Raw genomic sequence first — 21,307 nt, 5'->3', positions numbered from 1 at the left:
GGATAGGGATCCTAACCATCCCGGTGAAATCGCCGATTAACTGTTGGGCAAAAGGCCGTGGGAGGATGGGACGCGTGTTGCGTTGGACCACCGCTGGTGAATCTCATGGTCGCGCATTGGTGGCCGTGATCGAGGGTATGGTCGCCGGTGTGCAGGTCACGTCGGCGGACATTGCCGACCAATTGGCCCGCCGCCGACTCGGTTACGGCCGCGGCGCCCGGATGAAGTTCGAGAAGGACCAGGTGACGGTGCTGGCCGGAGTACGTCACGGCAGCACCCTCGGCGGACCCATCGCCATCGAGATCGGCAACACCGAATGGCCGAAATGGGAGACGGTGATGGCCTCCGACCCGGTTTCGGCTGAGGATCTGGACGTCGCCCGCAACGCCCCGCTCACCCGGCCCCGGCCCGGCCACGCCGATTACGCGGGCATGCTGAAGTACGGCTTCGACGACGCCCGCCCCGTCCTGGAGCGCGCCAGTGCCCGGGAGACCGCCGCCCGGGTGGCGGCCGGCACGGTGGCCCGTGAGTTCCTCCGTCAGGCGCTCGGCGTCGAGGTGGTCTCGCACGTCATCTCGATCGGCGCCTCACAGCCCTACGCGGGCCCGCCGCCGGAGGACGATGATCTGGCCGCCATCGACGACAGCCCGGTCCGCGCGTACGACAAGACCGCCGAAGCCGCCATGATCGCCGAGATCGAAGCCGCCAAGAAAGACGGCGACACCCTCGGTGGTGTGGTCGAGGTGGTGGTGCGAGGTCTGCCGATCGGCCTCGGCTCGTTCACCAGTGGTGACAACCGCCTCGACGGGCAGCTTGCGGCCGCGGTGATGGGCATCCAGGCCATCAAGGGCGTGGAGATCGGCGACGGTTTCGAGACCGCCCGACGCCGCGGCAGCCAGGCTCATGACGAGATGTATCCCGGTCCCGACGGCGTGGTCCGCTCCACCAACCGCGCAGGCGGGCTGGAGGGCGGGATGACCAACGGCCAGCCGCTGCGGGTGCGCGCCGCGATGAAACCCATCTCGACCGTGCCGCGGGCGCTGGCCACGGTCGACATGGCCACCGGCGACGAAGCCGTGGCGATCCACCAGCGGTCCGACGTGTGCGCGGTGCCCGCCGCCGCCGTGGTGGTCGAGACCATGGTGGCACTGGTGGTGGCGCGCGCGGTGCTGGACAAGTTCGGTGGCGACTCGCTGGCCGAGACCCGGCGCAATGTCGAGTCCTACCTGAACTCCGTCGCCGCCTACGAGCCCGCGAGGGCTTCGGGTTAGGTCGATGGGTTAGGTCATGGCTCCCAAAGCTGTTCTGGTGGGTATGCCCGGCTCGGGCAAGTCGACCATCGGTCGGCGACTCGCCAAGGCGATGGGGGTGCCGCTACTGGACACCGATGCCAAGATCGTCGAGACGGCAGGGCGGTCGATCGCCGAGATCTTCGAAGCCGACGGCGAAGCCGGGTTCCGGCGTATCGAAGAGGACGTGATCCGCACGGCCCTGGCCGAGCACGACGGCATCGTCTCCCTGGGCGGCGGAGCGGTCACCAGTCCCGGTGTGCGTGAGGCGCTGGCCGGGCACATCGTGGTGTTCCTGGAAATCGGTGCCGCAGAAGGTATTCGGCGGACCACCGGCGGTTCGGTGCGGCCCCTGCTTGCCGGCGGTGACGCCGCGGAGACGTACCGCAAGCTGATGTCGGAGCGGGTTCCGCTCTACCGGCGGGTGGCCACCATGCGGGTCAACACCAACCGCCGCAACCCCGGCGCGGTGGTGCGTTACCTGGCGAACCGGCTGGAGAATCCGGCGTCGGCCAAACCGTCGCGCCGTCGCCGCCGCCCACCGTGGCGGTTGACGCCCACCCCGCCGCGCTGTGACCGTCCCGACCTCGACGCCGAGGCCGACGAGACCACGACCAGCACTCCACCCACCCCAGCCACCCCCGCCGCTCTGGCGGCACGACGTGCGGAGGCCCGCAATGACTGATGCCCCGGTGACCGTCGAGGTGGCGGTCAACCCGCCTTACCCCGTGGTGATCGGCACGGGACTGCTCGGCGAGCTCGCCGAGCAGTCCAGCGGTGCCCACAAGGTGGCGATCCTGCATCAGCCCACGCTGACCCAGACCGCCGAATCCATCCGAAATTACTTGGTGGAGAAGGGAACCGACGCACATCGCATCGAGATCCCGGACGCCGAGGCGGGCAAGGACCTGCCGGTAGTCGGCTTCATCTGGGACGTGCTGGGCCGCATCGGCGTGGGACGACAGGACATGGTGATCAGCCTGGGCGGAGGGGCGGCCACCGATGTGGCGGGCTTCGCCGCGGCCACCTGGCTGCGTGGCATCTCCGTCGTGCACGTGCCCACCACGCTGTTGGCCATGGTCGACGCCGCGGTCGGCGGCAAGACCGGCATCAACACCGAAGCGGGCAAGAACCTGGTGGGGTCGTTCCATCAACCCAAGGCCGTGCTCGTCGACCTGGCGACGCTGCAGACACTGCCGCGCAACGAGCTGGTGGCAGGCATGGCTGAGATCGTGAAGGCCGGTTTCATCGCCGACCCGGTGATCCTGGACCTCATCGAAGCCGATCCCGAAGCGGCCGTCGATCCGTCCAAAGATGTGCTGCCCGAACTGATCCGGCGTTCCATCGCGGTGAAGGCCGAAGTGGTGGCCGCCGACGAAAAGGAGTCGGCGCTGCGCGAGATCCTCAACTACGGACACACCCTGGCCCACGCCATCGAACGGCGTGAGCGTTACCGTTGGCGCCACGGTGCAGCGGTGTCGGTGGGTCTGGTGTTCGCCGGGGAGCTGGGCCGCCTGGCCGGCCGCCTCGATGACGAGACCGCCGCCCGACACCGCAGTGTGCTGCAGTTGTTGGGACTACCGGTGAGTTACGACGCGGATGCGCTGCCCCAGCTGCTCGAATACATGGCGGGGGACAAGAAGACCCGCGCCGGAGTGTTGCGCTTCGTGGTGCTCGACGGACTGGCCAAACCGGGTCGGCTGGAAGGCCCCGACCCGGCCCTGCTGGCGGCGGCCTACTCCGAGGTCAGCGGCTAGTTCTTGCGCTCTTCGGGGGCGATCTCTTCGGTGGGCTGCTCATCGCGCTCGATGGTGGCCACCGATGACTGCTGTTCCACCGGCTCGGTGCCTTCCGTCGCCTCGGGACGGTCGTCGCGAACGGCGGCGAAGACGTCGGTGTCGGCACGTTCGTCGTCCTCGCGGCGCCGCTGGTAGGGAGGTGCCTTGCGGTCCACCAACCAACGGCCCACGGCCACTGCCAGGATGGCAGGCACGAACACCAGCAGCGCGGTGAAGGCGGCGAAGGTGGTGAGCTCGCTGACCAGCCCGCCCGCGTACAGGGCCGGGTAGATCACCGAGATGAACCACGAGACGGCACCGGACAGCAGACCTGCCACCAAGCCGGCGAGCAGCCATGTCATGGCGAAGTCGCCTCGGCGGTCGGGGTCCGGGCTGGCCTTGGCGTCACCACGACCGTCGAGCAGCCCCCAGATGAGCACGACGGCGACGAACACGACGAGCAGCACCACACTGATCAACAGCGCTTTGGTCTCGAACTGATTGATCAGCGCTCCCTGAAAGAGTCGGACCACGACCATCAACGCCGCGAACACCAGTCCGCGCAGCAGCCACTTCGCCATGGGGTAGCAGCGTAGCGAGTAGCGTGACAGGGCGTGACACATTCCCAGCGACGCGACAACCTCAGTGCGCAGCTGCGCTCCCGCTCAGAAGACCGGGCAGTGGACGCGATGCTGGTCACAGACCTGAACAATGTGCGCTACCTGTCCGGGTTCACCGGGTCCAACGCCGCGCTGCTGGTGTTCGCCGACGGGCGCCCCGCGGTGCTGAGCACCGACGGTCGCTACCGCACCCAGGCCGCGCAGCAGGCGCCGGACCTCGAGGTGGTGATCGAACGGGCCTGCGGGCGGTATCTGGCAGAACGGGCCGCCGTCGACGGAGTGGGGCGCCTGGGTTTCGAGAGCCATGTCGTCACCGTCGACGGCCTCGGGGTGCTCAAACGCGCGACGACGGCCACATTGGTGCGCGCCGCGGGCGCCGTGGAGGTGCTGCGGGAAATCAAGGACGCCGGCGAGGTGGCGTTGCTGCGCCTGGCGTGTGAAGCGGCCGATGCCGCCTTGGCGGAGCTGATCACCCGGGACGGGCTGCGGCCGGGACGCACCGAAAAGGAGGTGCGCCGAGACCTCGAGGCGCTGATGCTCGACCACGGCGCCGACGCCGCCTCGTTCGAGACCATCGTGGCCACCGGCGCCAACTCGGCGATTCCGCACCACCGGCCCACCGACGCGGTGCTGGCCAGCGGGGATTTCGTCAAGATCGACTTCGGCGCCCTGGTCTGCGGATACCACTCGGACATGACGCGGACGTTCGTCTTGGAGAAGGCCGCCGATTGGCAGCACGAGATCTACACGCTGGTGGAGGCTTCGCAGCGCGCCGGGCGAGAAGCCCTGGCGCCGGGGGTGGCGCTCAAGGATGTGGACGCCGCATCGCGGCAGGTCATCGTGGATGCGGGCTACGGTGAGACGTTCAGTCACGGCCTCGGACACGGGGTGGGGCTGCAGATCCATGAAGCGCCGGGAATCAATGCCTCCGCCGCCGGTACACTACTTGCTGGTTCTGCGGTGACCGTGGAGCCTGGTGTCTACTTGCCCGATCGCGGCGGTGTCCGCATCGAGGACACCCTGGTCGTCGGCTCGGAGACGCCCGACCTGCTTACCCGGTTCCCGAAGGAACTCCAGATCGTCTGACGATCTGTTCTACACAAGGAGATACACCCACCGTGGCATCGACTGCCGATTTCAAGAACGGGCTCGTCCTCAACATCGAGGGCCAGCTGTGGCAGATCACCGAGTTCCAGCACGTCAAGCCCGGTAAGGGTCCGGCATTCGTCCGTACCAAGCTGAAGAACGTGCTGTCGGGCAAGGTGGTCGACAAGACCTACAACGCCGGGGTCAAGGTGGAGACCGCCACCGTGGACCGCCGCGACGCCACCTACCTGTACCGCGACGGCAGCGACTTCGTCTTCATGGACTCCGAGGACTACGAACAGCACCCCCTGGCCGAGCAGTTGGTCGGCAGGTTGTCGGATTTCCTGCTCGAAGGCATGCCGGTGCAGATCGCCTTCAACGAAGGCTCGCCGCTGTATCTGGAGCTGCCGGTCTCGGTGGAACTCGTGGTCACCTTCACCGAGCCGGGCCTGCAGGGCGACCGCTCCAGCGCCGGCACCAAGCCGGCCACGCTGGAGACCGGTGCCGAGATCCAGGTGCCGCTGTTCATCAACCAGGGCGACAAGCTCAAGGTGGATACCCGCGACGGAAGCTACCTGGGCCGTGTGAATGGCTGACAAGGTCGGCAAATCGCGCGGCAGGCACGCCGCCCGCAAGCGCGCGGTGGATCTGCTGTTCGAGGCGGAGGCCCGCGGGCTCACGCCGTCCGAGGTTGCCGATTCGCGCACACTGCTGGCCAACTCGAAGACCGACATCGAACCGCTGAACCCCTACACGGTGACGGTGGCACGCGGCGTCACCGATCACCGAGCCCACATCGACGATCTGATCAGCACCCACCTGCAGGGCTGGACGCTGGAACGGTTGCCGTCGGTGGACCGAGCCATTCTGCGGGTGGCGGTGTGGGAGCTGTTGCACGCCGAGGACGTTCCCGAGCCGGTGGCCGTGGACGAGGCGGTGGAGCTGGCCAAGGAGCTGTCCACCGATGACTCACCGGGCTTCGTCAACGGCGTGTTGGGCCAGGTGATGCTGGTGACTCCGCAGATCCGCGCGGCCGCGCAGGCCGTTCGTGGGGACTCCTGACTCACCGGATGACGGCGGCCGACGAGCGGCCCGGGCTCATGTGCCGGCAAATCAGAGCCCGAGGGCTTGATAGGTGCGCCGGACGAACCGCGGCTGGGCCGTCTGCAGCTTGGCCTGAGAGGTGTTACCGCCGATGGCCGCGGCGTCGAAGTTCAGATTGGGCAGGTTCTGGATCAGATACATCAGCACCAGGTCGTTCTCCGGATCGGCCTGCCACCAGGTGCCGAACGCACCCGGCCAACTGAACGTGCCGCGGCCACCCGGCCCGTAGAACTGGGTGGACTTCGCCGGGTCGGTGACCAGCGACAGGTTCAGGCCGAACCCGCGTCCCACCCAGAACGGCATCCCGAGGAACGGCTGCTCCTTCTGCTCGGCGGTCAGTTGATCGGTGCGCATCTGCCGCACTGACTGTTCGGAGAGCACGCGTACTCCGTCCACCTCGCCGAACCCCAGCAGCATCCGAATGAATCTGAGGTAGTCGTCGGCGGTGGACCACAGCCCAGCACCGCCCTGGCAGAACGGGGGAGGCGCGATGGGCGGCGGTCCCATCACGTCATGGGTCAAGGTGTTGGTCTCGTCGAGCTTGTACATCGTGGCGGCGCGACGGCGGCCCGCGGCGGTGACGAAGAATCCGGTGTCGGCCATCCCGAGTGGGCTGAAGATGCGCTCGTCGAGCACCTGGTGCAGCGGCCTGCCCTCGATGCGTGAGAGCAGGATGCCCAACACGTCGGTGGCCACGCTGTAGGTCAGCCGCTCGCCGGGCTGGTGCACCAGCGGCAGCGCCACCAGCTCACGGAGCCAGAGATCCTGAGCCTGCTTGTGTGGCAGTCGGGCGTATGCCTTGGCCAGTGGCCCCTGTACCGAGAACGGATACGCCAGGCCGCTGCGGTGGGTCATCAGATCGCCGACGGTGATCGGCCGGACGGCGGGCACCGTCGCCTCCAGCGCACCACCGGGTTGGGTCAGCACCCGCATCGACGCGAACTCCGGCAGCCACCTGGTGATGGGATCGCGCAGTGTGAGTTTGCCCTCGTCGACCAGTGCCATGGCCGCCGCGACCGTCACCGGCTTGGACATCGAGGCGAGGCGGAAGATCGTGTCGCGCTGCATCGGCAGGCGCGCCTCGACATCGCGGTATCCGATCTCGTTGACCTGCAACACTTTTCCGCCCTGCCAGACAAGTGTCACGGCGCCGGAGAGCAATCCGTTGTCGCACGCGTCACGGATAGATGCCTGATTTCCGTCCAGATTCACACCGACCGAGGTTACGCGTCCGTCGTGTTATGCTGCCCGGCAGTTCGACATCCTTTAAACGACCGTCCGGTGAGGCGGAGAAGGAGGTCAAGGTAGACCATGGGCACAGACGAGTCCGATCGGGAGTTGCTGTCGGCGGCTGACGTCAGTCGCACCATCTCCCGGATGGCGCATCAGATCATCGAGAAGACCGCTCTCGATGCGGAGGACGCCCCCCGTGTTGTTCTCCTCGGTATTCCCACCCGTGGCGCCGATCTTGCCGCCCGCCTGGCGCTGCTGATCACGGAGTTCTCCGGTGTCCCCGTCGAGCAGGGCTGTCTGGACATCACCCTCTACCGCGATGACCTGATGTCCAAGCCCCCGCGTCCGCTCGCCGAGACCTCCATTCCCGACGGCGGTGTCGACGGCGCCCTGGTGATCCTGGTCGACGACGTGCTGTACTCCGGTCGCTCGGTGCGCGCGGCCCTGGACGCGCTGCGCGACATCGGCCGTCCGCGGGTGGTGCAACTGGCCGTACTGGTCGACCGCGGCCACCGCGAACTGCCGATCCGCGCCGATTACGTCGGCAAGAACGTGCCCACCTCGCGCAGCGAGAACGTCAAGGTCCATCTGGTCGAACACGACGGGCACGACGGAGTGCGCATCGCCCCCTACGGAGGTCCCAAGCGGTGAAACATCTGCTGACGGCAGCTGACCTGACGCGCGACGACGCGGTCGCCATCCTCGACAACGCCGACCGGTTCCGGCAGGCATTACTGGGCCGCGAGGTCAAGAAGCTGCCGACCCTGCGCGGGCGCACCATCATCACCATGTTCTACGAGAACTCCACCCGCACCCGGGTGTCGTTCGAGGTGGCAGGCAAGTGGATGAGTGCCGACGTGATCAACGTCAGCGCCTCGGGATCGTCTGTCTCCAAAGGGGAGTCGTTGCGCGATACCGCGCTGACACTGCGAGCGGCAGGTGCAGACGCGCTGATCATCCGGCACCCCGCCTCCGGGGCGCCGCAACAGCTGGCGGCCTGGACGCACGACGAGCAGGGTGGCCCGTCCATCATCAATGCCGGTGACGGTACGCACGAGCACCCGACGCAGGCGCTGCTTGATGCTCTGACCATCCGGCAGCGGCTGGGTTCCGTCGAGGGCCGGCGTGTGGTGATCGTCGGCGACGTGCTGCACAGCCGAGTGGCGCGCTCGAACGTGATGCTGCTGGCTACTTTGGGTGCCGAGGTGGTGCTGGTGGCGCCCCCGACCCTGCTTCCCGTCGGGGTCTCCGAATGGCCGGTCACCGTCTCCCATGACCTGGATGCCGAACTGCCGGCCGCCGACGCGGTACTGATGCTGCGCGTGCAGGCCGAGCGGATGAACGGCGGCTTCTTTCCGTCGACGCGCGAGTACTCGGTGCTCTACGGGTTGTCGGACAAACGGCAGAAGCTGCTGGCCGAGCATGCCGTGGTACTGCACCCGGGGCCGATGCTGCGCGGTATGGAGATCGCCTTCTCGGTGGCCGACTCATCGCAATCGGCAGTGCTGCAACAGGTTTCCAACGGTGTCCATGTCCGCATGGCGGTGTTGTTCCACTTACTCGTCGGGACTGAACAGGAGGCGATCAGCGCGTGAGTCTGGTTGTGAAGGGCGTCCGGCTCTACGGCGAAGGCGACCCGGTGGACGTCCTGGTGGCCGACGGTCAGATCGCGGAGATCGGGACCGGGCTGTCTGGGGACCAGGTGATCGAGGCGTCAGGTCAGATCCTGCTGCCCGGGTTCGTGGACCTGCACACCCATTTGCGTGAACCCGGCCGCGAAGACACCGAGACCATCGAGACCGGTTCGGCGGCAGCGGCTCTCGGTGGGTACACCGCAGTCTTCGCGATGGCCAACACCAACCCGGTTGCCGACACCTCGGTGGTCACCGACCACGTGTGGCACCGCGGCCAGCAGGTCGGCCTGGTGGACGTGCATCCGGTCGGCGCCGTCACCGTCGGACTGGCAGGCAAACAACTCACCGAGATGGCCTTGATGGCGGCGAGCGCCGCTCAGGTGCGGATGTTCTCCGATGACGGCATCTGTGTGCAGGACCCGCTGGTGATGCGCCGAGCACTCGAATACGCCACCGGCCTGGGTGTGCTGATCGCCCAGCACGCCGAAGAACCGAGGCTGACCGTCGATGCCGTGGCCCACGAGGGGCCCAATGCGGCGCGGCTGGGTCTGGCCGGCTGGCCACGGGTGGCCGAGGAATCGATTGTCGCCCGTGATGCTCTGCTGGCCCGTGATGCCGGCGCCCGCGTCCACATCTGCCACGCTTCCACCAAGGGCACCGTGGAGCTGCTCAAATGGGCGAAGTCGCAAGGTATTTCAATCACCGCCGAGGTGACTCCGCACCATCTGCTGCTCGACGACAGTCGGCTGGACACCTACGACGCGGTGAACAAGGTGAACCCGCCGCTGCGCGAGTCCTCCGACGCCGCGGCCATGCGGCAGGCACTGGCCGACGGCATCATCGACTGTGTGGCCACCGACCATGCGCCACACGCCGAGCAGGACAAATGTGTCGAGTTCGCCAACGCGCGGCCGGGCATGCTCGGCCTGGAGACCGCACTGTCGGTGGTAGTCGAGACCATGGTGAACACCGGCCTGCTGACCTGGCGCGGTGTGGCGAAGGTGATGAGCGAGAACCCCGCCCGCATCGTCGGTCTGCCCGACCAGGGCCGTCCACTGGAGGTGGGGGAACCGGCCAACCTGGTGGTCGTCGACCCCGACGCCACCTGGACCGTCGAGGGCACCGACCTGGCCAGCAAGTCGACCAACACACCGTTTGAGGCCATGACGCTGCCCGCGGTCGTCACCGCAACGCTGTTGCGGGGCAAGGTGACTGCACACGGCGGCAAGATCGCTGGGAAACCGGCACTGTGAACACCGGAACCCTGATCGGCTCGCTGATCTTCGCCGCGGTGATCGCGGTGTTGATCGCCGTGCTGATCCGGCAGATGCTGCGTGGCTGGAAGCATCGTGCACTGCGCCAGCTGGAACTCATCGGCAAGCTGCCCGCACTGCCCGACGCGGTCGGACCCGCGTTGATCGCGCCCACCAAGGGGCTCTACGTCGGCAGCACCATCGCTCCGAGTTGGCAGGATCGCATCGCCGTCGGCGATCTCGGTTACCGCACCAAAGCCGTGCTGACCCGGTACCCCGAGGGCATCATGGTGCAGCGCAGCGGTGCCACGCCGATCTGGATCCCCGACGAGTCGATCACCGCCATCCGTGCCGAACGCGGTATCGCAGGTAAGGCGATGACCCACGACGGCATTCTGGCGATCCGCTGGAAGTTGCCGTCCGGCACCGAGATCGACACCGGCTTCCGCGGTGAGAACCGCGCCGACTACAGCAGTTGGATCACGCCAGGATCCGAAGGAAAGGTTTCATGAGTAAAGCAGTACTGGTCCTCGAGGACGGCAGGACGTTCACCGGCACCGCGTTCGGTGCCGTCGGGCAGACGCTCGGCGAGGCCGTGTTCTCCACCGGCATGTCCGGCTACCAGGAGACGCTGACCGATCCGAGCTACCACCGCCAGATCGTCGTGGCCACCGCTCCGCAGATCGGCAACACCGGCTGGAACGGCGAGGACGGCGAAAGCCGTGGCGACAAGATCTGGGTGGCCGGCTACGTCGTTCGCGACCCTTCGCCGCGCCCGTCGAACTGGCGGGCCACCGGCACGCTGGAAGACGAGCTGATCCGCCAGCGCATCGTCGGCATCGCCGGGATCGACACCAGGGCGGTGGTGCGGCACCTGCGCACCCGCGGTTCCATGAAGGCCGGGGTGTTCTCCGGCGACGCGCTGGCCGATGCCGATGTGCTGCTGGAGCGGGTGCGCGGCCAGGAATCCATGCTGGGCGCCGACCTGGCCGGTGAGGTGACCACCGCTGAGAGTTATGTGGTGGATCCCGTTGGGCCGCAACGATTCACTGTCGCCGCACTGGATCTCGGTATCAAGACCAACACCCCGCGCAACTTCGCCGCGCGCGGGATCCGCAGCCACGTGCTGCCGTCGTCGGTGAGCTTCGCCGACATCACCGAGCTCAAGCCCGACGGGGTGTTCCTGTCCAACGGTCCGGGTGACCCCGCCACCGCCGACCACATCGTGGCCGTCACCCGGGAGGTCCTGCAGGCCGGCATTCCACTGTTCGGTATCTGCTTCGGCAACCAGATCCTGGGCCGAGCACTGGGCCGTTCCACCTACAAGATGACGTTCGGGCACCGCGGCATCAACATCCCCGTGCTCGACCATGCCACCGGCCGGGTGGCGATCACCGCCCAGAACCACGGGTTCGCCCTGGAAGGCGAGGCGGGGGAGGAGTTCGAGACCCCGTTCGGCCGTGCCGTGGTCAGCCACACCTGCGCCAATGACGGTGTGGTGGAAGGGATCAAGCTGATCAGCGGCCAGGCGTTCTCGGTGCAGTACCACCCCGAAGCGGCGGCGGGCCCGCACGACGCAAACTACCTGTTCGACCAGTTCATCGATCTGATGGCAGGCGACAAGTGACCACCGCACAAACCTGTACAGACACGCACGCTCGGCCCGAGGGGAAGTAAACAACCATGCCGCGTCGTACCGACCTCAATCACGTCCTGGTCATCGGCTCGGGGCCCATCGTCATCGGGCAGGCCTGCGAGTTCGACTACTCGGGCACCCAGGCGTGCCGCGTGCTGCGCGCCGAAGGCCTGCAGGTCACGCTGATCAACTCCAACCCGGCGACGATCATGACCGACCCCGAATACGCCGACAACACCTACGTCGAGCCCATCACCGCGGCCTTCGTCGAACGCGTGCTGGCCCAGCAGGCCGAACGCGGCAACAAGATCGACGCCGTGCTGGCCACCCTGGGCGGGCAGACCGCGCTCAACACCGCCGTGGCGCTGCATGACAACGGTGCCCTGGAGCGCTGGGGTGTGGAGCTCATCGGCGCCGACTTCGACGCCATCCAGCGTGGGGAGGACCGCCAGAAGTTCAAGGACATCGTGGCCAAAGTCGGTGGGGAGTCGGCGAAGTCACGGGTCTGTTTCACGATGGACGAGGTGCGCGAGACGGTTGCCGAACTGGGCCTGCCGGTGGTCGTCCGCCCCTCCTTCACCATGGGTGGCCTGGGCTCGGGCATGGCCGCCACCGTGGAGGACGTCGAGCGGATGGCCGGTGACGGCCTGGCCGCCTCGCCCAGCGCGAACGTGCTGATCGAGGAATCGATCTACGGCTGGAAAGAATACGAACTCGAGCTGATGCGCGACGGCCGCGACAACGTGGTGGTGGTGTGCTCCATCGAGAACGTGGACCCCATGGGCGTGCACACCGGCGACTCGGTGACCGTGGCCCCGGCGATGACGCTGACCGACCGCGAGTACCAGACCATGCGTGACCTGGGCATCGACATCCTGCGCGAGGTGGGCGTCGACACCGGCGGCTGCAACATCCAGTTCGCCATCAACCCCACCGACGGCCGCCTGATCGTCATCGAGATGAACCCCCGGGTGTCGCGCTCCAGCGCGCTGGCGTCCAAGGCCACCGGCTTCCCGATCGCCAAGATCGCCGCCAAACTGGCCATCGGCTACACCCTCGACGAGATCGTCAACGACATCACCAAGGAAACCCCGGCCTGCTTCGAGCCGACGCTGGACTACGTGGTGGTCAAGGCACCGCGGTTCGCGTTCGAGAAGTTCCCCGGTGCTGACGCCACCCTGACCACCACCATGAAGTCGGTGGGCGAGGCGATGTCGCTGGGCCGCAACTTCATCGAGGCCCTGGGCAAGGTGATGCGCTCGCTGGAGACCAAGCGCGCGGGCTTCTGGACCGGCCCGGAAATCGAGGGTTCGCTCGAGGAGGTCCTGACCCGGCTGCGGACCCCCACCGACGGCCGGCTCTACGACATCGAGTACGCCCTGCGCCTGGGCGGCACCGTGGAACAGGTGGCCGCCGCCTCGGGGGTGGACCCCTGGTTCGTCGACCAGATCTCATGCCTGGTGGACCTGCGCACCGAACTGCTCGACGCCCCGGTCCTGGACGAGGAGCTGCTGCGGCGCAGCAAGCACAAAGGCCTGTCCGACGGCCAGATCGCCGCTTTGCGACCGGAACTGGCCGGTGAGAACGGCGTGCGGTCACTGCGGCACCGCCTGGGCATCCGTCCGGTCTACAAGACCGTCGACACCTGCGCCGCCGAGTTCGAGGCCCGCACTCCGTACCACTACAGCAGCTACGAGCTGGACCCCGGCGCCGAGACCGAGGTGGCGCCACAGACGGAGAAGCCCAAGGTGCTGATCCTGGGTTCCGGACCCAACCGGATCGGCCAGGGCATCGAGTTCGACTACAGCTGTGTGCACGCCGCCACCACACTCAGTGCCGCCGGGTTCGAGACGGTGATGGTGAACTGCAACCCCGAAACCGTCTCCACCGACTACGACACCGCCGACCGGCTGTACTTCGAACCGCTGACGTTCGAGGACGTGCTCGAGGTCTACCACGCCGAAAAGGCTTCCGGCGAAGGCGGTCCCGGTGTGGTGGGTGTGATCGTGCAGCTGGGCGGGCAGACCCCGCTGGGTCTGGCTGAGCGCCTGGAGAAGGCCGGGGTGCCCATTGTCGGCACCAGCCCCAAGGCCATCGACCTGGCCGAGGACCGCGGTGCCTTCGGTGAGGTACTCACCAACGCCGGGCTGCCCGCACCCCGGTTCGGCACCGCCACCAGCTTCGAGCAGGCTCGCAAGATCGCCGCCGACATCGGTTACCCGGTGCTGGTGCGGCCGTCGTACGTGCTGGGCGGTCGCGGCATGGAGATCGTCTACGACGAAGAAACGCTGCAGGGCTACATCACCCGCGCCACCGAGCTGTCGCCCGAGCACCCCGTGCTGGTGGACCGGTTCCTCGAGGACGCCATCGAGATCGACGTCGACGCTCTCTGCGACGGCGCCGAGGTCTACATCGGCGGCGTGATGGAGCACATCGAGGAAGCGGGCATTCACTCCGGCGACTCGGCGTGCGCACTGCCGCCGGTGACGCTGGGACGCCAGGACATCGAGGCGGTGCGGCGTGCCACCGAGGCCATCGCCTTCGGTATCGGCGTCAAAGGCCTGCTCAATGTGCAGTACGCGCTCAAGGACGACGTGCTCTACGTGCTGGAGGCCAACCCGCGCGCCAGCCGTACCGTGCCGTTTGTCTCGAAGGCCACCGCGGTGCCGCTGGCCAAGGCGTGTGCGCGGGTGATGCTCGGCGCCAGCATCGCCGAGCTGCGCAGCGAGGGCATCCTGGCCGTCGAGGGTGACGGAGCCAGCCCGGCCCCCAACGCACCGATCGCGGTCAAGGAAGCCGTGCTGCCCTTCCACCGGTTCCGCAAGGCCGACGGCTCGAACGTCGATTCGCTGCTGGGCCCGGAGATGAAGTCCACCGGTGAGGTGATGGGCATCGACTCCGACTTCGGCACCGCATTCGCCAAGAGCCAGACCGCGGCCTACGGTTCGCTGCCCCAGGGCGGCACCGTGTTCGTGTCGGTGGCCAACCGGGACAAGCGCTCACTGGTGTTCCCGGTGAAACGCCTTGCCGATCTGGGCTTTCGGGTACTGGCCACCGAGGGCACCGCGGAGATGTTGCGGCGCAACGGGATCCCGTGTGACGTGGTGCGCAAGATCTTCGAGGAGCCCAGTGCGGACCGCCCGGCCCTGTCCGCGGTGGACGTGATCCGTGCCGGCGAGGTGAACATGGTGATCAACACCCCGTACGGCAACTCCGGCCCACGCGTCGACGGCTACGAGATCCGCGCTGCCGCAGTGCAGATGAACATCCCGTGTGTGACCACGGTGCAGGGCGCCTCGGCGGCGGTGCAGGGCATCGAGGCCGGTATCCGCGGGGATATCGGGGTGCGTTCGCTGCAGGAGCTGCACGCCGCGCTGGACGGTCACTAGATGACCGCTTTCGGCGTTCGGCTGCGGCAGGCGATGCGTGACCGCGGGCCGTTGTGCCTGGGCATCGACCCACATCCGGAGTTGTTGACGGCCTGGGGGTTGAGCAGGGACGCCGCCGGCCTGGCGGCCTTCAGCCAGACGTGCGTGACTGCGTTCGACGGGTTCGCCATCGTCAAGCCCCAGGTGGCCTTCTTCGAGGCATACGGTTCGGCAGGCTTCGCGGTGTTGGAGCAGACCATCGCAGCCCTGCGCGAGCGCGGCGTGCTGGTGCTGGCCGACGCCAAGCGTGGCGACATCGGAACCACCATGGCCGCCTATGCCACGGCCTGGGCCGGCGATTCGCCATTGGCCTGCGATGCCGTGACGGCCTCGCCGTATCTGGGCTTCGGCTCGTTGCAGCCGCTGCTGGACGTCGCCGCCGAAAACGACCGCGGCGTGTTCGTGCTGGCTGCCACCTCCAATCCCGAAGGCGCCTCGGTGCAGCACGCGCGCACCCAGTCAGGCGCCAGCATCGCGCAGTCCATGGTGGACGCCGCAGCCGCCGTCAACCGTACGTGGGCGCCGGATTTCGGCTCTGTCGGCGTGGTCGTCGGCGCCACGCTGGCCGATCCGCCGGACGTCAGCGCGCTGTCGGGTCCGGTGCTGGTGCCCGGTGTCGGTGCCCAGGGTGGGCGTCCGGACGCGTTGGCGGGGCTCGGGGGGCGCTGCCGGGCCAGTTGCTGCCCGCGGTGTCACGGGAGGTGCTGCGCTCGGGTCCCGATCCGGCCGCGGTGCGCGCCGCCGCCGAACGGTTACGCGACGAGGTTGCCCACCTGGCGTGAAATGTTCGGGTGGTGTTGACGCAGGCGTCGCCTGGCGGCAAGCCGCATCGGGCAGCGTCGGCACCATGGCTGTGGGTACAGCGGTTGCCAGCGTCTCGATCCCGAAAAGCACTGCACATCAAACGATCACCTGCATGGGTGCGCTGGCACAGGCGTACCGGCAGGAGGGCCGCACCGGCATCGCGCAGGCGTTGGGGGAGTTGGCCGAGGACAGCCGCACCCTGGCGGGCATGTTGCAGGTCTCGGGTGACACCACGGTGCGGGTGCCCGTTGCCACCCTGACTCGCATCGCCGATCATCTGACCGTCGGCGCACAGCGCGAAACCGGCTCAGAAGCCCTCCAGGCAGCGCTGTGGCGCACGGCGGGTCGTCTGCAGCGGTGGATCGCCGATGCGACCACCCAGGCTGCCGCGCAGGCCAAGAAAGCCAAGAAAGCCGAGAAGGCCGCCGCCGGTCGCTGATACCGCGATCGCCGCCCCGGCGTCACACCGGGGCGGCCTCGATCTACCTCTCGACGCACATGCCTACATGTCGGCTGTGCCGATCACGGACACCAGGGCTACGGCAGCTGGAATCAGAGCCCGATCCACTGTCCGAGGAACCAGAAGCCCCAGCCGTTGCCGTTGCCTGCGCGCATCGGAGTGACCTGATGACCCTGGTACATGAAGGGCTGGTGGTCCTGGCGGCCCTGGTCGATGCCGCGCTGGTTCATCGGCGGGTGGTTAGGTCCCGGATTGCCGGGCTGGCAGACGACCTGCCCTGGGCCGCCGCAGGGATTCGGCTGCGCAGCGGCGGTCCCCGTGCCCAACCCGATGAGGCCTGCAACGGCCACGCCGGCGGCAAGCGTGGACATGGCGATTGTGCGGGTGCAGGTCATTTGGTGACTCCTTGGTTCTGCTGTGGCTGGTGAGGTTCACCAACGCCGGCAACGTTAGGGAGCGTGTCTTGGGTCCCGATGTGCCTGCGATGGGCCCGAACTGTGCATCCGGTAACGGCTGGGTCGCGATCATCCTCGTGGGCCTGGTGTGATCGATGAGACAGCTGAGGTTTTGCCGCGGGCTTTGCGTGGTCAACGCCCCTTTGCCCGACACGCGCGACACGCCGCACACAGTTCTGTGAGACCACTGAACCGTCCGGCAGCCACCGAACGGTTGCCCGATCGGTGGTCTCCACGAGTTCAGGGAACCTCTGAACACGTCGAAAAGCGCTGTTGCTCAGGGCCTTCGCCGCTTAACCACATTGCCGGGCAACCCGAGATCGGTTGTCGGGCCGCGACGGGCCCGCGCATCCGGAGCGCGGCGTGTCGAGCCCTACACGCTGGGCCTTTGTCGGTGCGGGAGGGGGGTGGGGTTAGATTTCGTCAGGCAGCGTGGGTACGGTCGTCGTCGCTGGCTGGCGTACCCCGGCCTAGACAAAAAAATGATCACGACCTACCAAGGTTGTGATCGACAAGATGGTTATGAGACGGAGGAACCGTGGCCCTTCCCCAGTTGACCGACGAACAGCGCGCGGCAGCGTTGGAGAAGGCTGCTGCCGCACGTCGAGCGCGAGCCGAGCTCAAAGATCGGCTCAAGCGTGGCGGCACCAACCTGTCCCAGGTGCTCAAGGACGCCGAGACCGATGAGGTCTTGGGCAAGATGAAGGTCTCCGCACTGCTGGAAGCCCTGCCGAAGGTCGGCAAGGTCAAGGCACAGGAGATCATGACCGAACTGGAGATCGCTCCCACCCGCCGCCTGCGCGGATTGGGCGACCGGCAGCGCAAGGCGCTGCTGGACAAGTTCGATCCCTCGTAAGAGGCCGGTGATCGCTGTCGGGGGATCGGACGGCGACGGACACCGCGGCCTTGGCGCCCCTGCGCGCCAAGGCCGGGTGGTCGTGCTGTCCGGTCCCTCCGCGGTCGGCAAGTCGACCGTGGTGCGGTGCCTGCGTGAACGCCTACCTGACCTGCACTTCAGCGTCTCGGCCACCACCAGGGCCCCGCGCCCCGGGGAGGTCGACGGCGTCGACTATCACTTTGTGTCCGCTGATCAGTTCCAGCAGCTGATCGATCGCGGCGAACTGCTCGAATGGGCAGAGATCCACCGCGGCCTGCACCGCTCCGGAACTCCGGCGCAGCCGGTCCGTGACGCGATGGCCGCAGGCCGACCGGTGCTCATCGAGGTCGATCTGGCCGGCGCTCGGTCCGTCAAAGCGGCGATGCCGGAGGCCACCTCGGTGTTCCTGGCCCCACCCAGCTGGGATGACCTCGAGCGCAGGCTCGTCGGCCGCGGCACCGAGTCACCCGAGGTGATGCAGCGGCGTCTCGACACCGCCAGGGCTGAATTGGCGGCGCAGAATGACTTCGATGTCATTGTCGTGAACAGGCAATTGGAGACTGCCTGCGCCGAATTGATATCCTTGCTGGCAGAAACTGCGCCGAGCGCCTGAGGCGTTCGTGAATGCATCCAAATAATCGCCAGGAGACTTCTACGTGACCAATCCCGACACGCTGTCCGTTGACCAACTCGACGCGGCTGCGGGCGGTTCCCTCCAGGGTGCCTACGACACGCCGCTGGGCATCACCAACCCGCCCATCGACGAGCTGCTGGATCGCGCTTCCAGCAAGTACGCGCTGGTGATCTACGCCGCCAAGCGTGCCCGGCAGATCAACGACTACTACAACCAGCTCGGCGACGGCATCCTCGAGTATGTCGGCCCGCTGGTCGAGCCGGGTCTGCAGGAGAAGCCGCTGTCGATCGCGATGCGCGAGATCCACGGCGACCTGCTCGAGCACTCCGAAGGCGAACAGAGCTAGACACCGCGCGATGAGGCTCGGGGGCCATGTGAACGGATGGCAGTGCGGATGAGCCGGAAACGGGTTGTCGTCGGTGTGGCCGGCGGAATCGCCGCCTACAAGGCTTGTTCGGTGGTCCGTCAGCTCGCCGAAGCAGGCCACGACGTCCGCGTCATCCCCACCGAGTCCGCACTGAGGTTCGTCGGTTCTGCCACCTTCGAGGCGCTCTCCGGCCACCCCGTGCACACGGGTGTCTTCGAGGACGTCTCCGAAGTGCCCCACGTGCGGCTCGGCCAGGAAGCCGACCTGGTGGTCATCGCTCCCGCCACCGCCGACCTGCTGGCCCGCGCCGTCGGCGGCCGCGCTGACGATCTGCTCACGGCGACCCTGCTGACCGCACGCTGTCCGGTGCTCTTCGCCCCGGCCATGCACACCGAGATGTGGCTGCACCCGGCCACCGTGGCCAATGTCGCGACCCTGCGCAGCCGCGGCGCCGTGGTGCTCGAACCCGCCTCCGGCCGCCTCACCGGCGCCGACACCGGACCGGGCCGGCTGCCCGAGCCCGAGGAAATCACCACTTTCGCCCAGCTGCTGCTGGAACGCTCCGATGCCCTCCCGCTGGACCTGGCCGGGGTCAAGATCCTCGTCACCGCCGGTGGCACCCGCGAACCCCTGGACCCGGTGCGCTTCCTGGGCAACCGCAGCTCCGGAAAGCAGGGATACGCCGTGGCGCGGGTCGCCGCCCAGCGCGGCGCCGACGTCACGCTGATCGCGGGCAATACGGCTGGTCTCGTGGACCCGGCGAGTGTGCACGTCGAGCACATCGGTTCGGCCGCACAACTGCGCGACGCGGTGTCCAAACACGCCCCTGACTTCAATGTGTTGGTGATGGCGGCCGCGGTCGCCGACTTTCGCCCCGCACAGGTGGCAACCACCAAGATGAAAAAGGGCGGCGCGTCGGAGCCGTCCGCGATCGACCTGGTGCGCAACGACGACGTGCTGGCCGGCGCGGTACGCGCCCGTGCCGACGGACAGCTGCCCAATATGCAGGCCATCGTCGGCTTCGCAGCCGAGACCGGCGACGCCTCGGGAGACGTGTTGTTCCATGCCCGCGCCAAACTGGCGCGCAAGGGGTGTGACCTGCTGGTGGTCAACGCCGTCGGGGAGGGCCGCGCTTTCGAGGTGGACAGCAACGACGGCTGGCTGCTGGCCGCCGACGGCACCGAAGCAGCGTTGGAGCACGGCTCCAAAACACTCATGGCGAGCCGTATTGTGGACGCGATCGGACAGCTCCTTCAATCTGGGACACACTAGGTGGGCGACTGTCTGCTTCGATTTGCCTACGCCCGCGCCTGAAAGGCACTCTGCGGGGGCTGACGATGACACTGGCGATAAACTTCGCCTGGCTAAATTCTGATTGAGGGCCATGCGCCGGAAGGGATGGGGACGTGAGCAAAGCACGGCTGTTCACGAGCGAGTCGGTTACCGAGGGGCATCCTGACAAGATCTGTGACGCCATCAGTGACTCGGTGCTCGACGCGCTCCTGGCCGAGGACCCGCGCTCACGCGTGGCCGTCGAGACGTTGGTCACCACCGGCCAGGTCCACGTCGCCGGTGAAGTGACCACCAGCGCCTACGCCGACATCCCCAAGATCGTCCGGGACCGCATCCTCGACATCGGCTACGACTCGTCCACCAAGGGCTTCGACGGCGCCTCGTGCGGCGTCAACATCGCCATCGGTGCGCAGTCACCCGATATCGCGCAAGGTGTGGACACCGCCCACGAGACGCGCGTCGAAGGCGCCGCCGATCCGCTGGACCTCCAGGGCGCCGGCGACCAGGGCCTGATGTTCGGTTATGCCATCAAGGACACCCCGGAACTGATGCCGCTGCCTATCGCACTGGCACACCGGCTGTCGCGCCGCCTGACCGAGGTCCGCAAGAACGGCGTGTTGCCGTACCTGCGACCTGACGGCAAGACCCAGGTCACCATCCAGTACGACGGCACCACCCCGGTGCGGCTGGACACCGTGGTGCTCTCCACGCAGCACGCCGCCGACATCGACCTGGACACGCTGCTGGCGCCGGACATCCGCGAGAAGGTGGTCAACACCGTTCTCGACGACCTCGCCCACGAGACACTGGACACCTCCGACTTCCGGCTGTTGGTCAATCCGACCGGCAAGTTCGTGCTCGGCGGCCCCATGGGCGACGCGGGGCTGACCGGCCGCAAGATCATCGTCGACACCTACGGCGGCTGGGCCCGCCACGGCGGTGGCGCCTTCTCCGGCAAGGATCCGTCAAAGGTGGACCGCTCCGCCGCGTACGCAATGCGCTGGGTGGCCAAGAACGTCGTCGCCGCCGGTCTGGCCGAGCGCGTCGAGGTCCAGGTGGCCTACGCCATCGGCAAGGCCGCCCCCGTGGGTCTGTTCGTCGAGACCTTCGGCACCGAAACCGTGGATCCGGCCCGCATCGAGAAGGCCATCACCTCGGTGTTCGATCTGCGTCCCGGCGCGATCGTGCGCGACCTGGACCTGCTGCGCCCCATCTACGCGCAGACTGCCGCGTACGGCCACTTCGGCCGCACCGACATCGAGCTGCCATGGGAGCAACTGAACAAAGTCGACGACCTCAAGGCTTCCGTCTGAGGGTCGTCACGTTTGATCTGTTCAGCGCGCTGACCGACTCACG

21 protein-coding genes and 1 pseudogene are annotated in these 21,307 nt (G+C 67.5%); 19 read left to right on the top strand and 3 right to left on the bottom strand.

The features are described 5' to 3' along the window. Positions 1-74 precede the first annotated feature (74 nt). From aroC to aroB, 3 genes are read left to right on the top strand one after another with little or no spacing between them, the layout of a single operon-like run. On the top strand, positions 75-1,271 hold the full coding sequence (aroC, locus tag BVC93_RS28790) for a chorismate synthase (RefSeq protein ID WP_157517129.1): 1,197 nt from the start codon (positions 75-77) through the stop codon (positions 1,269-1,271). 16 nt (positions 1,272-1,287) lie between these two features. Next, positions 1,288-1,974: a shikimate kinase gene (locus tag BVC93_RS28785; protein ID WP_083740376.1), complete on the top strand. Its 687-nt coding sequence runs from the start codon at positions 1,288-1,290 to the stop codon at positions 1,972-1,974. Further along, entirely contained in the window at positions 1,967-3,046 is a 1,080-nt protein-coding gene (aroB, locus tag BVC93_RS28780) for a 3-dehydroquinate synthase (protein WP_083740375.1), read from the top strand. Before BVC93_RS28785 ends, aroB begins: the two co-directional genes overlap by 8 nt. Here aroB and BVC93_RS28775 read toward each other — a convergent pair. Next, a complete protein-coding gene (locus BVC93_RS28775; protein ID WP_083740374.1) occupies positions 3,043-3,648 on the bottom strand; it encodes a B-4DMT family transporter in 606 nt (201 codons plus the stop codon). The two genes, aroB and BVC93_RS28775, sit on opposite strands and share 4 nt — an antisense overlap. Positions 3,649-3,681: 33 nt before the next feature. On the opposite strand from BVC93_RS28775, the gene BVC93_RS28770 reads away from it, so the two are divergent. The 3 genes from BVC93_RS28770 to nusB are packed head-to-tail and all read left to right on the top strand — an operon-like array spanning position 3,682 to position 5,835. Next, entirely contained in the window at positions 3,682-4,773 is a 1,092-nt protein-coding gene (locus BVC93_RS28770; RefSeq protein WP_083740373.1) for a M24 family metallopeptidase, read from the top strand. Positions 4,774-4,805: 32 nt separating this feature from the next. Next, complete coding sequence (gene efp / locus BVC93_RS28765; RefSeq protein ID WP_083740372.1) at positions 4,806-5,369, top strand: elongation factor P; 564 nt, start codon at positions 4,806-4,808, stop codon at positions 5,367-5,369. Continuing rightward, positions 5,362-5,835, top strand: coding sequence for a transcription antitermination factor NusB (gene nusB / locus BVC93_RS28760; protein ID WP_083740371.1), 474 nt, complete (start codon positions 5,362-5,364; stop codon positions 5,833-5,835). Before efp ends, nusB begins: the two co-directional genes overlap by 8 nt. A gap of 51 nt (positions 5,836-5,886) precedes the next feature. Here nusB and BVC93_RS28755 read toward each other — a convergent pair whose 3' ends face one another. Then, the gene (locus tag BVC93_RS28755) at positions 5,887-7,089 is read right to left on the bottom strand and encodes a serine hydrolase domain-containing protein (RefSeq protein ID WP_083740370.1); all 1,203 of its coding nucleotides are present in this window, start codon (positions 7,087-7,089) and stop codon (positions 5,887-5,889) included. A gap of 99 nt (positions 7,090-7,188) precedes the next feature. Between BVC93_RS28755 and pyrR the strand changes: the two genes are divergently transcribed. The 8 genes and pseudogenes from pyrR to BVC93_RS28715 all read left to right on the top strand — a co-directional run bounded on the left by pyrR (position 7,189) and on the right by BVC93_RS28715 (position 16,304). Then, positions 7,189-7,761 carry a bifunctional pyr operon transcriptional regulator/uracil phosphoribosyltransferase PyrR gene (pyrR, locus tag BVC93_RS28750; RefSeq protein WP_083740369.1) on the top strand — a complete coding sequence of 191 codons (573 nt, stop codon included), beginning with the start codon at positions 7,189-7,191 and terminating at the stop codon, positions 7,759-7,761. After that, complete coding sequence (locus tag BVC93_RS28745; protein WP_083740368.1) at positions 7,758-8,705, top strand: aspartate carbamoyltransferase catalytic subunit; 948 nt, start codon at positions 7,758-7,760, stop codon at positions 8,703-8,705. Before pyrR ends, BVC93_RS28745 begins: the two co-directional genes overlap by 4 nt. Further along, the gene (locus tag BVC93_RS28740; RefSeq protein ID WP_083740367.1) at positions 8,702-9,997 is read left to right on the top strand and encodes a dihydroorotase; all 1,296 of its coding nucleotides are present in this window, start codon (positions 8,702-8,704) and stop codon (positions 9,995-9,997) included. The genes BVC93_RS28745 and BVC93_RS28740 overlap by 4 nt, the downstream gene beginning before the upstream one ends. After that, a complete protein-coding gene (locus tag BVC93_RS28735; protein WP_083740366.1) occupies positions 9,994-10,509 on the top strand; it encodes a PH-like domain-containing protein in 516 nt (171 codons plus the stop codon). The genes BVC93_RS28740 and BVC93_RS28735 overlap by 4 nt, the downstream gene beginning before the upstream one ends. After that, the gene (gene carA, locus BVC93_RS28730) at positions 10,506-11,624 is read left to right on the top strand and encodes a glutamine-hydrolyzing carbamoyl-phosphate synthase small subunit (RefSeq protein ID WP_083740365.1); all 1,119 of its coding nucleotides are present in this window, start codon (positions 10,506-10,508) and stop codon (positions 11,622-11,624) included. Before BVC93_RS28735 ends, carA begins: the two co-directional genes overlap by 4 nt. 56 nt (positions 11,625-11,680) lie before the next feature. After that, complete coding sequence (gene carB / locus BVC93_RS28725; RefSeq protein WP_083740364.1) at positions 11,681-15,022, top strand: carbamoyl-phosphate synthase large subunit; 3,342 nt, start codon at positions 11,681-11,683, stop codon at positions 15,020-15,022. Further along, positions 15,023-15,843 (top strand): annotated as a pseudogene (gene pyrF, locus BVC93_RS28720) (orotidine-5'-phosphate decarboxylase). It begins immediately after the preceding gene. Positions 15,844-15,977: 134 nt separating this feature from the next. Then, positions 15,978-16,304 (top strand): hypothetical protein, encoded by a 327-nt coding sequence (locus tag BVC93_RS28715; RefSeq protein WP_157517128.1) that lies wholly within the window; start codon positions 15,978-15,980, stop codon positions 16,302-16,304. Between the two features lie 113 nt (positions 16,305-16,417). On the opposite strand, the gene BVC93_RS28710 is transcribed toward BVC93_RS28715, so the two are convergent. Then, positions 16,418-16,720 (bottom strand): hypothetical protein, encoded by a 303-nt coding sequence (locus BVC93_RS28710; RefSeq protein WP_083740362.1) that lies wholly within the window; start codon positions 16,718-16,720, stop codon positions 16,418-16,420. Positions 16,721-17,318: 598 nt separating this feature from the next. On the opposite strand from BVC93_RS28710, the gene mihF reads away from it, so the two are divergent. The 5 genes from mihF (at position 17,319) to metK (ending at position 21,264) form a co-directional block, all read left to right on the top strand. Next, positions 17,319-17,636, top strand: a complete 318-nt coding sequence (mihF, locus tag BVC93_RS28705) for an integration host factor, actinobacterial type (protein WP_068916654.1) — start codon at positions 17,319-17,321, stop codon at positions 17,634-17,636. Between the two features lie 10 nt (positions 17,637-17,646). Beyond that, positions 17,647-18,270: a guanylate kinase gene (gene gmk, locus BVC93_RS28700; protein ID WP_083741442.1), complete on the top strand. Its 624-nt coding sequence runs from the start codon at positions 17,647-17,649 to the stop codon at positions 18,268-18,270. 43 nt (positions 18,271-18,313) lie between these two features. Further along, positions 18,314-18,637 (top strand): DNA-directed RNA polymerase subunit omega, encoded by a 324-nt coding sequence (gene rpoZ, locus BVC93_RS28695; protein WP_083740361.1) that lies wholly within the window; start codon positions 18,314-18,316, stop codon positions 18,635-18,637. A gap of 48 nt (positions 18,638-18,685) precedes the next feature. Then, the gene (gene coaBC, locus BVC93_RS28690; protein ID WP_083741441.1) at positions 18,686-19,930 is read left to right on the top strand and encodes a bifunctional phosphopantothenoylcysteine decarboxylase/phosphopantothenate--cysteine ligase CoaBC; all 1,245 of its coding nucleotides are present in this window, start codon (positions 18,686-18,688) and stop codon (positions 19,928-19,930) included. 134 nt (positions 19,931-20,064) lie between these two features. Then, complete coding sequence (metK, locus tag BVC93_RS28685; RefSeq protein ID WP_083740360.1) at positions 20,065-21,264, top strand: methionine adenosyltransferase; 1,200 nt, start codon at positions 20,065-20,067, stop codon at positions 21,262-21,264. The last annotated feature ends 43 nt before the right edge of the window (positions 21,265-21,307 follow it).

The organism is Mycobacterium sp. MS1601, assembly GCF_001984215.1.
In the GTDB taxonomy this organism is placed as follows: domain Bacteria; phylum Actinomycetota; class Actinomycetes; order Mycobacteriales; family Mycobacteriaceae; genus Mycobacterium.
This window is presented reverse-complemented; position numbering and strand designations above follow the sequence as displayed.